The sequence below is a fragment of the Streptomyces sp. NPDC052012 genome, assembly GCF_040689265.1.
In the GTDB taxonomy this organism is placed as follows: domain Bacteria; phylum Actinomycetota; class Actinomycetes; order Streptomycetales; family Streptomycetaceae; genus Streptomyces.
Genome location: NZ_JBFAXA010000002.1, coordinates 63,231 through 75,759 on the forward strand (window position 1 = coordinate 63,231; position 12,529 = coordinate 75,759).

Consider the following 12,529-nt stretch of genomic DNA (forward strand, 5'->3'; position numbering starts at 1 on the left):
GGGCAGCAACCCTAGCCGTGCCAGGGACACGATTGGGTCACCGCCCTTTGACAGGGGCGTAGCAACTCGGTCCCGTGCCGGTGCCGGCCGGTCCCGCCCTGGTCAGCCGAGGCTACTCGTGGGTAACCTTCGGTCATGAGCGCAGACCAGATGTCCATCGGCGAGATGCTCGCCGCCACGGTGCCCATGGCCCGGACCTTGAACCTCCAGTTCCTGGAGACCACCTCGGAGCGGGCCGTGGTGGCCCTCCCGGACCAGGCCGACTACCACAACCACGTGGGCGGGCCGCACGCCGGCGCGATGTTCACCCTCGGTGAGTCGGCGAGCGGTGCCATCGTGCTCGCCGCGTTCGGCGAGCAGCTCTCGCGCGCCGTGCCGCTGGCCGTCCGCGCCGAGATCGCCTACAGGAAGCTCGCGATGGGCCCGGTCACCGCCACCGCCACCCTCGGCCGGCCGGCCGCCGAGGTCGTGGCGGAGCTGGACGCGGGGCAGCGGCCCGAGTTCCCGGTGGCCATCGAGATCCGGCGCGAGGACGGCGCCGTCACCGGCGAGATGACCGTCGTGTGGACCCTGCGCCCCAACGGCTGAGGACAAGGACCTCACAGGCGCCGGCGTCTCCCGTCCCACGGAGACTCCGGCGCCTTGCCACATCCCGAGGGTGATCAGGCCCAGGACACCCCGGTGCACGGGCCGGTCAGCCGGCTCCGGACGGCGTGCTGCCCCGGCGGGTCACCGCGGCACTGTGGCAGCGTCGCGGTCGCCGCAGCCGCTCGCACCGCGGTCGCCGCCTCCACCCGCACCGCCGCCGCACCTCGGTCGCCGCGCGTCCCGCCGCCGTCGCACCGCGGCGCGTGGCCGTCCAGCATGGGCCGGTCATCCGGCGCCGGACGGCGTGCTGCCCCGGCAGGTCACCGCGGCACTGTGGCAGCGTCGCGGTCGCCGCAGCCGTTCGCACCGCGGTCGCCGCCTCCACCCGCACCGCCGCCGCACCTCGGTCGCCGCGTGTCCCGTCGCCGTCGCACCGCGGCGCGCGGCCGTCCGGCGCGGCCGGTCAGCCGGCTCCGGAGCGGCGCGTGGCCGTCCGCTTCCGGGGTGGGTATTGCGCCGGATGCCACCGTACGGGCGCGAGGGGCATCGGAACGCCGCAGACTGGTACCCCTCCTGATGCCCGGCGCGCAGCGCACACGCCGACCACCCACGGAGTCACCCATGCCCGAGGAGCAGGACACCCGGACCGTACTGAGCGACGACGAACTGCGCACGCTGGACGCCCACTGGCGGGCCGCCAACTACCTGGCGGCGGGCCAGATCTACCTGCTGGCCAACCCCTTGCTGACCGAGCCCCTGCGGCCCGAACACATCAAGCCGCGGCTGCTGGGCCACTGGGGCACCTCACCGGGCCTGAACCTGGTGTACACCCACCTCAACCGGGTCGTCCGGGCCCGCGCGCTGGACGCGCTGTGCATCTGGGGACCGGGCCACGGCGGGCCCTCCGTCCTGGCCAACTCCTGGCTGGAGGGCAGCTACAGCGAGACGTACCCGGACGTCGGCCGGGACGCGGCCGGCATGGAGCGGCTGTTCCGGCAGTTCTCCTTCCCCGGCGGTGTGCCCAGCCACGTCGCCCCCGAGGTCCCCGGCTCGATCCACGAGGGCGGCGAACTCGGCTACTCCCTCGCCCACGCCTACGGAGCCGCCCTCGACAACCCCGGCCTGCTGGTCGCCTGCGTGATCGGCGACGGCGAGGCGGAGACCGGGCCGCTGGCCGCCTCCTGGCACTCCAACAAGTTCCTCGACCCGGTCCACGACGGCGCCGTCCTGCCGGTCCTGCACCTCAACGGCTACAAGATCGCCAACCCGACCGTCCTCTCCCGCCTCCCCGAGTCCGAGCTCGACGAGCTGCTGCGCGGCTACGGCCACGACCCGATCACGGTGAGCGGCGACGACCCGGCCACCGTCCACCGGGCGCTGGCCCGGGCGATGGACACCGCCCTCGACCGCATCGCCGAGGCACAGCACGCCGCCCGCCAGGACGGCTCCACCGAACGCGTGCGCTGGCCGGTCGTCGTGCTGCGCACCCCCAAGGGCTGGACCGGCCCCGCCGAGGTGGACGGCACACCCGTCGAGAACACCTGGCGCTCCCACCAGGTCCCCCTGCCCGGCGTCCGCGAGAACCCCGAGCACCTGCGGCAGCTCGAGGCCTGGCTGAAGTCGTACCGCCCCGAGGAACTCTTCGACACCGAGGGCCGCCCCGTCGCCGACGTCCTCGCCTGCGTGCCCGAGGGCGACCGCCGCCTCGGCGCCACCCCGCACGCCAACGGCGGACTGCTGGTCCGCGAACTGCCGCTGCCGTCCCTCGACGACTTCGCCGTCCCCGTCGACAAACCCGGCACCGCCCTGCACGAACCCACCCGCATCCTCGGCGACCTCCTCGCCCAGGTCATGAAGGACACCGAGGGACGCCGGGACTTCCGCCTCGTCGGACCGGACGAGACCGCGTCCAACCGTCTCCAGGCCGTGTTCGACGCCAGCGGCAAGGCCTGGCAGGCCGGCACCCTCGACGTCGACGAGCACCTCGACCGGCACGGCCGAGTGATGGAGATCCTCTCCGAGCACCTCTGCCAGGGCTGGCTGGAGGGCTATCTGCTCACCGGCCGGCACGGACTGTTCTCCTGCTACGAGGCGTTCGTGCACATCGTCGACTCGATGGTCAACCAGCACATCAAGTGGCTGAAGACCTCCCGGGAGCTGCCCTGGCGCGCCCCCATCGCCTCGCTGAACTATCTGCTCACCTCGCACGTGTGGCGACAGGACCACAACGGCTTCTCCCACCAGGACCCCGGCTTCGTCGACCACGTCCTCAACAAGAGCCCCGAGGTGGTCCGGGTCTACCTGCCGCCGGACGCCAACACCCTGCTCTCGGTCGCCGACCACGCCCTGCGCAGCCGCGACTACGTCAACGTGATCGTGGCCGGCAAGCAGCCCTGCTACGACTGGCTGTCCATCGACGAGGCCCGCGTCCACTGCGCCCGCGGCGCCGGCATCTGGGACTGGGCGGGCACCGAGAACGGCGGCGAGCCGGACGTCGTCCTGGCCTGCGCCGGCGACGTCCCCACCCAGGAGGTGCTGGCCGCCGCGCAACTGCTCCGCCGCCACCTGCCCGACCTCGCGGTCCGCGTCGTCAACGTCGTCGACATCGCCCGGCTCATGCCCCGCGAGGAGCACCCGCACGGCATGACCGACTTCGAGTACGACGGCCTGTTCACCGCCGACAAGCCGGTGATCTTCGCCTACCACGGCTACCCGTGGCTGATCCACCGCCTCGCCTACCGCCGCACCGGGCACCAGCACCTGCACGTCCGCGGCTACAAGGAGTCCGGCACCACCACCACACCGTTCGACATGGTGGTCCGCAACGACCTCGACCGCTACCGGCTCGTCATGGACGTCGTCGACCGCGTCCCCGGCCTGGCGGTGCGGGCCGCCGCCGTACGGCAGCGGATGGCCGACGCCCGCACCCGCCACCAGGCGTGGATCCGCGAGCACGGCACCGACCTGCCCGAAGTCGCCGACTGGAGCTGGAACCCGTGAGCGCCGAGCACCCTCTTGTGACCCGGTAGGCTTCCGGACCGTGCGCCGGGACCAGGCGCACGGTCCGAAAACGCAGGTCGGGGATCGGAAGGAAACGGCGTTGCACGTCCAGGAGTGGCTCGAGACCGTACCCGCGGTCGCCGTCTACGCGCTGGTGGGTCTGGTCATCGGACTGGAGAGCCTGGGCATCCCGCTGCCGGGCGAGATCATCCTGGTGTCCTCGGCGCTGCTCGCCTCCCAGCACGGCGACATCGACCCGGTGATCCTCGGCGCCTGTGCCGTCGCCGGCGCGATCATCGGCGACTCGATCGGCTACGCCATCGGCCGCAAGGGCGGACGCCCCCTGCTCGCCTGGCTCGGCGCCAAGTTCCCCCGCCACTTCAGCGAGGGCCACATCGCCACCGCCGAACGCTCCTTCCAGAAGTGGGGCATGTGGGCCGTCTTCTTCGGCCGCTTCGTCGCCCTCCTGCGCATCTTCGCGGGCCCCCTCGCGGGCGTCCTGCGCATGCCGTACTGGAAGTTCCTCATCGCCAACGTCCTCGGCGGCATCCTGTGGGCGGGCGGCACGACGGCCGTCATCTACTACGTCGGCATCGTCGCCGAATCCTGGCTCAAGCGCTTCTCCTGGCTGGGCCTGGTGGCAGCGGTGCTGATCGGCGCGACATCCATGCTGATCCTGAAGCGCAAGGCGAAGAAAGCGGGGACGGCAACCCCGGAACCTGCTGTCGCCGGGGACTGAGACGCGCCCCTCAGGGGCGCGGGGCTGTATCGATGTGCGGCTCCGCCGCGCGGGCGCGACAAGCCCCCACGCACCCGCAGCCCGCGACGCTCCTTACTTCCCGAGCTCTTCCCGGTGAAGCTTCCCCAGCTCCGCATACATGGTCCCGTTCAGCGTCACCCCTTGACGCTCCTCCTCGCTCAGCTCCCGCCTGACCTTCGCCGGCACCCCCGCCACCAACGACCCCGGCGGCACCACCATCCCCTGGGGCACCAACGCCTGAGCCGCAACCAAGGACCCCGCCCCGATCACGGCGCCGTTCAGCACGGTCGCCCCCATCCCCACGAGACAGTCGTCCTCCACGGTCGCCCCATGCACGACCGCGTTGTGCCCGACCGAGACCCGCGCACCGATCCGCACCGGAAACCCGGGATCCGCATGCACCGTGCAGTTGTCCTGCACATTGGCGTCGGCGCCGACGGAGATGCTCTCCACGTCGCCCCTCAGTACCGCCCCGTACCAGACACTCGCCCCCGCCTCCAGCGTCACGTCGCCGATCACACTCGCCGTAGGCGCCACGAACGCCCCCGGGTCCACCTTCGGTTCCCTGCCGCCAATGCCGGTGATCAGTGCCTCGTGCGTCATTTCGCCTCCTCGTCGGGTTCGAGAACGAACCGTACGCCACGCCCGTGGGGCGAAGATCACAGCCCCTGGACGGCATGGCACCGCCGTCCGCTCAGTACCGTGAACCCGTGCCGAAAAGCAGGAACACGTTCTCGTCCTGGCCGCGTCGCCTCGCGCAGCGCGCGGTCCATGCGGGCTGGGCGTGGGTGCAGCGCACGGGCTCGGTGACCGCCGCCCACCCGGGCCGCTTCCGCTTCGGCGCCATCGGCGAGGCCACCCGCCTCGCCTTCCCGCTCGGCACCGTCTTCGGCGAACCCTGGATCCATCTGGGCTCCCACTGCATCGTCGGCGAGCAGGTGACCCTCACCGCCGGACTCATGCCCGACCTGGACCTCGGCCCCGAGCCGATCCTGCGCATCGGCGACGGCGTCGTCCTGGGCCGCGGCAGCCATGTCATCGCCGACACGACCGTCACCATCGGCAGCGACTGCTACTTCGGTCCGTACGTCTACGTCACCTCCACCAACCACTCCTACGACGACCCGCACGAGCCCATCGGCAAGCAGTGGCCGCGGATGGAGCCGGTGGAGATCGGACCGGGCTGCTGGATCGGCACCGGCGCGGTGATCCTGCCGGGTGCGCGGATCGGGCGGAACGTGGTGGTGGCCGCGGGTGCGGTGGTCCGGGGCACGGTTCCCGACCACGCCGTGGTCGCGGGCGCCCCGGCCCGTGTCGTACGGCGCTGGACTCCCGCCGACGGCTGGCAGCCGCCCCTGCGCACGCCCGCGCCGGTGCCGATCCCGGCGGGGATCACCCCGGACCAGCTGCGGGCGCTGTCGGAGCTCGACGAGGCGGACGTGGAGCGGCTGGCGGCGCTGGAGCCCGAGGGCTGAACCCCGCCCCACGGGGACGCACCGCAGTACAGTTCGCTGCACAACCAGGTGCACCCCACCGTAGTTCTGCACCGTAGGACTGCGTTCCGCACCGTAGGACTGCCGTACACCGCCGGCCCTCGAACGGAAGCGAACCGAACGGATCCATCGTGTCGGACCTCGACCTGCTGACCCAGTCCCTCGCGCGCAACGTCAAACGCTGGCGCACCGAGCGCGGCTTCACCCTGGACGCGCTCGCGGCCCGCGCGGGGGTGAGCCGTGGCATGCTCATCCAGATCGAGCAGGCCCGCACCAACCCCAGCATCGGCACGATCGTCAAGATCGGTGACGCGCTCGGCGTCAGCGTCCCCACCCTGCTCGACTACGAGCGCGGTCCGCAGGTCCGTATCGTCCCCGCCGACCAGGCCGTACGGCTGTGGCACACCGAGGCCGGCAGCTTCAACCGGCTGCTGGCCGGCACCGAGGCCCCCGGCCCGCTGGAGATGTGGGACTGGCGGCTGATGCCGGGCGAGTCCAGCGACTCCGACCCCCACCCGGCGGGCACCGTCGAGCTGGTGCACGTCACCGCGGGCGAACTGACCCTCACCGTGGACGGCGTGGAGCACCACGTCCCGACGGGCGCGAGCGCGTCCTTCGAGGCGAACACGCCCCACACCTACGGCAACCGGGGCGACGTGCCGATGGAGATGGTGATGGCCGTCTCGGTGCCGCCCGTCCACTGACGTGGGTTACCGTGCGGCCATGCGCGCACCTATCGGAGACTTCGACCACGCCACCCCCGCCCCCGACTGCCTCGACGAGCTCACCGCCCCGGTCGCCGCCGCCGTCCGTACCTGGACCGGCACCGTGCCCGCCGACCAGATCCTCTACGTGGACACGGACCCGCGCTGGGCGGACACCGCCGTCTTCGTCGAGCACTACGGGCAGGACCTGCTGGAGCGGTCGGCGAACTGCGTGGTCGTGGCCGGCAAGCGGGGCGGTGAGACCACGCTGGCGGCGTGCGTGGTGCTGTCCACGACCCGGGTCGACGTCAACAACGCCGTACGCCGCCAACTCGGCGCCCGCAAGGCCTCGTTCGCCCCGATGGACACGGCGACGGGGGAGACGGGCATGGAGTACGGCGGCATCACCCCGCTCGGCCTGCCGGACGGCTGGCCCGTGCTCGTGGACGCGGCGGTCGTCGACCTGCCGTACGTCCTCGTCGGCAGCGGCCGCCGCCGCGGCAAACTGCTGATCCCGGGCAAGGCCTTCGCGGAACTGCCCGGTGCGGTCGTCCTGGAGGGCCTCGGCATCTGACGGCCGCTCTACGCCGTCGCGTGGTGGGCCAGCGCCCGGTGCGGGTCCGCCTCGCCCGGCGCCGCTTCCGGGTCGGCGTGGACCAGCGCGGCCGTGAGGCGGGGGACGGCGTGCAGCAACGCGTGCTCCGCGTCGACCGCGATGCGGTGCGCCTCGCGCACCGTCGACTCGCCGTCCACCACGACCGCCACCTCCGCCCGCAGCCGGTGCCCGATCCACCGCAGCCGCAGCTCGCCGACCCCGCGCACGCCCGGCACGCCCGCCAGGGCGTGCTCGGCGCGGTCCACCAGCGCCGGGTCGACGGCGTCCATCACCCGCCGGAACACCTCCCGGGCGGCGTCCCGCAGCACCAGCACGATCGCCGCCGTGATCGCCAGCCCGACGACCGGGTCGGCGAACCGCCACCCCAGAGCGGCGCCGCCGGCGGACAGCAGTACGGCCAGGGACGTGAACCCGTCCGTGCGGGCGTGCAGTCCGTCGGCGACCAGCGCGGCCGAGCCGATGGCCCGGCCGACGCGGATGCGGTAGCGGGCCACCCACTCGTTGCCGGCGAACCCCACCAGCGCCGCGACGGCGACGGCCGGCAGGTGCTGCACGGGGCGCGGGTCGAGAAGCCGGTCCACTGCCGTCCACCCGGCGAAGGCCGCGGACGCGGCGATGGTGAGCACGATCACCAGGCCCGCCAGGTCCTCGGCCCGCCCGTATCCGTAGGTGAAGCGGCGGGTGGCCGCGCGGCGGCCGAGGACGAACGCCATCGCGAGCGGTACCGCGGTGAGCGCGTCCGCGGCGTTGTGCACCGTGTCGCCGAGCAGCGCCACCGAGCCGGAGACGGCCACCACGACCGCCTGCGCCAGCGCCGTGACCCCGAGCACCGCCAGGGACACCCACAGGGCGCGCATGCCGCGCGCGGAGGACTCCAGGGCACGGTCCACCTTGTCCGCGGTCTCGTGGGAGTGCGGGGCGAGGAGATGGCCGAGACGATGCCGCAGGGAGGCCCGCCCGGCTCCGTGGCCGAGCTGGTGCGGGTGCCCGTGCTGGTCATGGTGCCCGTGCCGGTGGTGGTGCCCGGGCTCGTCGTGGTGATCGTGTCGGTCGCTCACGTGGGGCCCCTTCCGGTGCGCGAGGTGGACGCGATGCCGCCCACGGCGCCATTATGTGCGTATGAGCGCACGCATGCACCTGTCACCTGCGCAGGATGCGCACCCACGCACTCCCGGCGAGGAACAGTTCGCGCTCGCCGCGGAACTCCTCGCCCTCCTCGGTGACCGCACCCGGCTGACCCTGCTGCACGCCTTGAGCTCGGAGGAGGCCGATGTCACCACCCTCACGGAGGTCTGCGGGGCGGCGCGGCCCGCGGTCAGCCAGCATCTGGCTCGGCTGCGCCTCGCGGGACTGGTGGACACCCGCAAGGACGGCCGCCGGGTGATCTACTCGCTGCGCGACGGTCATCTGCGCCGGTTGGTGGACGAGGCGCTGAACGTGGCGGACCACCGGCTCAGCGACCGCCCGCCGCACGACTGACCGCCGCGGGGCATCGCCGCTCAGTATCGCGCGGCCGTACCCAGGTACTGCTCCGCGAAGGCCGCCGCGGCCGTGCGGGAGGTGAACAGGCGCCGCAGGCGGGCCAGCGTGGTGCCCGCGCGGAACGGGTCACCCGCCGCGCTGCCGTGGAACAGCTCGGACAGCCACTGCGAGAACTCCTGGTAGTCCCACACCCTGCGCAGACACGCCTGCTCGTACTCGGCCAGCCCGTCGTCGTCGCCCTTCGTCAGCCGCGCGGCCAGCGCGTCACCGAGCAGAAAGGCGTCGTGCAGGGCGAGATTCATGCCCTTCGCGGCGATCGGTGCCACCAGGTGCGCCGCGTCCCCGGCCAGGAAGAGCCGGCCGTGCACCATCGGCTCGGCGACGTAGTCGTGCATGTCCAGCACGCGCTTCTCGATCAGCGGGCCCTCGGTCAGCGGGGCGGCACCGTCCGCGCCGAGGCGGCGCCGAAGCTCGGCCCATACGCGCTCGTGCGGCCAGTTCTCCGGGTCGTCACCGGGCGGGCACTGGAGGTAGTAGCGGGTCACCTGGGGGCTGCGCGGCATCTGACCGGCGAATCCGTCCGGGTGACAGCCGAACAGTACGCAGTCGGCGGACGGCGGCGCCTCGGCGAGCAACGCCAGCCAGCCGATGCCGTAGTCGTGCCGGGCGATCCGCGCCCGCCCCGGCGGCAGCGCGGCCCGGCTCACCCCGCGGGCCCCGTCGCAGCCGGCGACGAAGTCGCACTCCACGACCTCCCGCCGGTCCGTCTCCGGGCAGACGTACGAGACCGACGGCCCCTCGCTGTCCAGGTCGTGCAGTCGTACGTCCCGCACGCCGAACCGGATCCCTCCGCCGCGCTCGTCCGCGTACTCGCGCACCAGGTCCGTCACCAGCAACGGCTGTGGATAGACCCAGTGATGACTGCCCGTCAGTTCCTGATAGGAGAACCGGTACCGCTCCCCGTCGAAGCGGAACTCGCAGGCGGTGTGCCGCTCGGCCCGCTCCAGCAGATTGCGCGCCAGTCCCCGCTGCTCCAGGCCGCGCACGGCCCACTCCTCGAGCACGCCGGCGCGGGGCCGCCGTTCGATGAACTCCCGGGTCTCGGCCTCCAGGACCAGACAGTCCACACCGGCGGCCCGCAGGATGTTGCCGACGGTGAGACCGGCCGGCCCGGCGCCCACGACCACGACCGGAAACCGTTGCCGGGAAGGGGAGTTGAGGGTGGGGGGCGTCTGGGTCACCGGGTCATTATGGCGGGGGCGCGGAGGGTTGGGGACGCCTTCGCGAAGGGCCGGGGCCGCGGTTACGGGAGCAGGGGGATCTCGATCGCCGGGCAGCGGTCCATCACCATCTCCAGGCCCGCCGCGCGGGTCCGCTCGTAGGCCGCCTCGTCGACGACGCCGAGCTGGAACCACACCGCGTCGGCGCCCTTGGCGACCGCCTCGTCCGCGACGGCACCGGCGAGGTCACTGTTGACGAACACGTCCACGACATCCACGGGGAAGGGGATGTCGGCGAGGGAGGCGTAGCCCTGCTCGCCGTGCACCGTCTCGGCCTTCGGATGCACGGGTATCACGCGCTTGCCGAACCTCTGCAGCACCTGGGCGACGCCGTACGCCGCGCGCTGCCGGTTCGTCGACAGGCCCACCACGGCCCAGGTGTCGCCGAGCTCGGTGAGGATCTTGCGGACCGTTGCCTCGTCGCCGTACACCGTCGGCCTCCTGGGACGTCATGAGTCGTGGAAGAGCTGTTCCCCTCCCACAACGGCGCACGGTACGCGGTGATTCCCGCTCGACCACCGCGACCGCCCCGTCGCGTCCCGCCACGACCCCTCGAAAAACCGTGCGAGATGACTGGGTGCGGGCGGTCGCGCGCCTACGCTCGGCTCGTGCTGCGCATCACCGACGCCCGAACCGGCGAGCTTGTGGACGCCGCCCCCGCCCGGCGGGGCCTGACCCGTGTCGAGGCCCGCACCCAGGGGTTCGACCCGACGAACCTGCGGGTGCTGCTCGTCGCCGACCTCCTGGTGCGTGCCCTGGAACTCGGCGGCACCCCCGTGTGGGCGATGCTCTCCGGCTCGTCGCAGCAGGCGGAACTGCGCGCGGCGGGCGCCGCCCTCGGTGTCCGGCCGTTCGAGGACGAGCGGGACGCCGGCACCGGTCTGGGCGAGGCCCAGGTCCTGCACGTCGTCGCGGACGACGACACCACGGCACCCGAGGGGGTGCGCGTCGCCGTGGCTCCCGTCCACGGGTCGCCCGGCGCACCCGACGGCACCGACCCCACCGCCCTGCGCCTGGCCCTGCTCGCCCACCCCAGGGCCACACCCCTACGGCTCGGCCCGGAGCCCCTGCGCACCGCCGCCGACACCCTGGCCGACTGGCGCAGCGCGGTCGCCGCCTGGGCCCACCACCCGTCGCGGCCCATCCCGGACCCGGTGCGCGCCGACCTGCGCAGCGCGTGGGAGAACGATCTGGACGTACCCGGAGTGCTCCACGTCCTGCGCGAGGTGGCGAGCGCCCCCGACATCCCGGACGGCGCCCGCTTCGAGACGTACGCCTACGCCGACCGGCTGCTCGGCGTGGACCTCACCCGCGACCTGGGATCCCCGGCATGATCGAGCGCGCCGGGGCGGGACCGCTGCGCCACCTGGTCGTGCTGCGCCATGCCAAGTCCGCCCGCCCGCAGGGCGTCCCCGACCACGCACGCCCCCTCGCCCCACGCGGGCTCAGGGACGCCCCCGCCGCCGGTCGGGCGCTGGCCGAGGCGGACATGCTCCCCGGCCTCGCGCTGTGCTCCACCGCCGTACGCGCCCGCCGCACCTGGGAACTGGCCGCCGCCCAGTGGGGCACACCCCCGCCGGTCCGATACGACCCGCGCCTGTACGGCGCCGGCGTCCACGACCTGCTGGCCGTGGTGCACGAGGTGCCCGCGGAGATCGAGACGCTCCTGCTGGTCGGCCACAACCCCGGCCTGGAGGACCTGATCCTGACCCTGGCGGGCGACGGCCTGGACGACACCCTGGACCGCGTCCGCACCAAGTTCCCGACCTCGGCCGTCGCCGTCCTCTCCTGGCGCGGCACCGCCTGGCGTGACCTGACCCCCGGCGGCGCACTCCTCACGTCGGTGACCGTCCCCCGGGGCTCCGGGCACTAGGGAGCGTCCGCAGAGGCGTCCCCTGGCCGGCGCGGCCCGCCCGCGCACCGGAGCATAGGCTGGCCCGATGCAGGACGAGTACCGCACCGTCGCGCGCGCGGGTGTGCACGAGACCGAGATCAACCGCTCCCGCTTCCTGTGCGCCCTCGCCCCGGCCGCCAGCGAGGCGGAGGCGCAGGAGTTCATCGCCGCCGTGCGCAAGGAGCACGCCGACGCCACGCACAACTGCTGGGCGTACGTCATCGGTGCCGACGCCTCCGTACAGAAGGCCAGTGACGACGGCGAGCCGGGCGGCACCGCGGGCGTGCCCATGCTGCAGATGCTGCTGCGCCGCGACATGCGGTACGTCGTCGCCGTCGTCACCCGTTACTACGGCGGCGTCAAGCTCGGCGCGGGCGGCCTCATCCGCGCCTACGGCGGCGCGGTCGGCGAGGCGCTCGATGCCCTCGGCACGATCACCCGGCGCCGCTTCCGCCTGGCCACGGTGACCGTCGACCACCAGCGGGCCGGCAAGGTGCAGAACGACCTGCGCTCCACCGGGCGCGAGGTGCGCGACGTGCGCTACGGCGAACACGTCACCATCGAGATCGGCCTCCCCGACGCCGACGTGGACGCCTTCCGCGCCTGGCTGGCCGACGCGACCGCCGGGACGGCCCGGTTCGAACTGGGCGGGGAGGCGTACGGGGACGCATGAGTCCCGTTTTGGCGTATTTCGTTCACCAGTGGGCATAAC

Annotated in this window: 14 protein-coding genes; 10 read left to right on the top strand and 4 right to left on the bottom strand. The window is 73.1% G+C overall.

What is annotated here, in order from left to right; genetic code table 11:
* The first annotated feature begins 135 nt into the window (after positions 1–135).
* The 3 genes from AB0412_RS03960 (at position 136) to AB0412_RS03970 (ending at position 4,327) form a co-directional block, all read left to right on the top strand.
* The gene (locus AB0412_RS03960) at positions 136–588 is read left to right on the top strand and encodes a DUF4442 domain-containing protein (protein WP_366400875.1); all 453 of its coding nucleotides are present in this window, start codon (positions 136–138) and stop codon (positions 586–588) included.
* Positions 589–1,209: 621 nt separating this feature from the next.
* A complete protein-coding gene (locus AB0412_RS03965) occupies positions 1,210–3,588 on the top strand; it encodes a phosphoketolase family protein (RefSeq protein ID WP_366400876.1) in 2,379 nt (792 codons plus the stop codon).
* Positions 3,589–3,688: 100 nt separating this feature from the next.
* A complete protein-coding gene (locus AB0412_RS03970; RefSeq protein ID WP_366400877.1) occupies positions 3,689–4,327 on the top strand; it encodes a DedA family protein in 639 nt (212 codons plus the stop codon).
* 93 nt (positions 4,328–4,420) lie between these two features.
* On the opposite strand, the gene AB0412_RS03975 is transcribed toward AB0412_RS03970, so the two are convergent.
* A complete protein-coding gene (locus tag AB0412_RS03975) occupies positions 4,421–4,951 on the bottom strand; it encodes a gamma carbonic anhydrase family protein (protein WP_366400878.1) in 531 nt (176 codons plus the stop codon).
* A 107-nt stretch (positions 4,952–5,058) separates the two neighbouring features.
* Between AB0412_RS03975 and AB0412_RS03980 the strand changes: the two genes are divergently transcribed.
* From AB0412_RS03980 to AB0412_RS03990, 3 genes are all read left to right on the top strand, one after another.
* A complete protein-coding gene (locus AB0412_RS03980) occupies positions 5,059–5,823 on the top strand; it encodes an acyltransferase (RefSeq protein ID WP_366400879.1) in 765 nt (254 codons plus the stop codon).
* Positions 5,824–5,972: 149 nt separating this feature from the next.
* Positions 5,973–6,545: an XRE family transcriptional regulator gene (locus AB0412_RS03985; protein WP_366400880.1), complete on the top strand. Its 573-nt coding sequence runs from the start codon at positions 5,973–5,975 to the stop codon at positions 6,543–6,545.
* Between the two features lie 19 nt (positions 6,546–6,564).
* Positions 6,565–7,119, top strand: coding sequence for a YbaK/EbsC family protein (locus AB0412_RS03990; RefSeq protein ID WP_366400881.1), 555 nt, complete (start codon positions 6,565–6,567; stop codon positions 7,117–7,119).
* 8 nt (positions 7,120–7,127) lie between these two features.
* Here the strand turns inward: AB0412_RS03990 and AB0412_RS03995 are convergent, their stop codons facing one another.
* Positions 7,128–8,219 (bottom strand): cation diffusion facilitator family transporter, encoded by a 1,092-nt coding sequence (locus AB0412_RS03995; RefSeq protein WP_366400882.1) that lies wholly within the window; start codon positions 8,217–8,219, stop codon positions 7,128–7,130.
* A 61-nt stretch (positions 8,220–8,280) separates the two neighbouring features.
* Between AB0412_RS03995 and AB0412_RS04000 the strand changes: the two genes are divergently transcribed.
* A complete protein-coding gene (locus AB0412_RS04000; RefSeq protein WP_366400883.1) occupies positions 8,281–8,640 on the top strand; it encodes a metalloregulator ArsR/SmtB family transcription factor in 360 nt (119 codons plus the stop codon).
* A 20-nt stretch (positions 8,641–8,660) separates the two neighbouring features.
* On the opposite strand, the gene AB0412_RS04005 is transcribed toward AB0412_RS04000, so the two are convergent.
* On the bottom strand, positions 8,661–9,884 hold the full coding sequence (locus AB0412_RS04005; protein ID WP_366400884.1) for a 4-hydroxybenzoate 3-monooxygenase: 1,224 nt from the start codon (positions 9,882–9,884) through the stop codon (positions 8,661–8,663).
* Positions 9,885–9,946: 62 nt separating this feature from the next.
* Positions 9,947–10,354, bottom strand: a complete 408-nt coding sequence (locus tag AB0412_RS04010; protein ID WP_366400885.1) for a CoA-binding protein — start codon at positions 10,352–10,354, stop codon at positions 9,947–9,949.
* A gap of 177 nt (positions 10,355–10,531) precedes the next feature.
* Between AB0412_RS04010 and AB0412_RS04015 the strand changes: the two genes are divergently transcribed.
* The 3 genes from AB0412_RS04015 (at position 10,532) to AB0412_RS04025 (ending at position 12,490) form a co-directional block, all read left to right on the top strand.
* Positions 10,532–11,257: a hypothetical protein gene (locus AB0412_RS04015; protein WP_366400886.1), complete on the top strand. Its 726-nt coding sequence runs from the start codon at positions 10,532–10,534 to the stop codon at positions 11,255–11,257.
* The gene (locus AB0412_RS04020; protein WP_366400887.1) at positions 11,254–11,796 is read left to right on the top strand and encodes a histidine phosphatase family protein; all 543 of its coding nucleotides are present in this window, start codon (positions 11,254–11,256) and stop codon (positions 11,794–11,796) included. The genes AB0412_RS04015 and AB0412_RS04020 overlap by 4 nt, the downstream gene beginning before the upstream one ends.
* A gap of 67 nt (positions 11,797–11,863) precedes the next feature.
* Positions 11,864–12,490, top strand: coding sequence for a YigZ family protein (locus tag AB0412_RS04025; protein ID WP_366400888.1), 627 nt, complete (start codon positions 11,864–11,866; stop codon positions 12,488–12,490).
* Positions 12,491–12,529 lie beyond the last annotated feature (39 nt).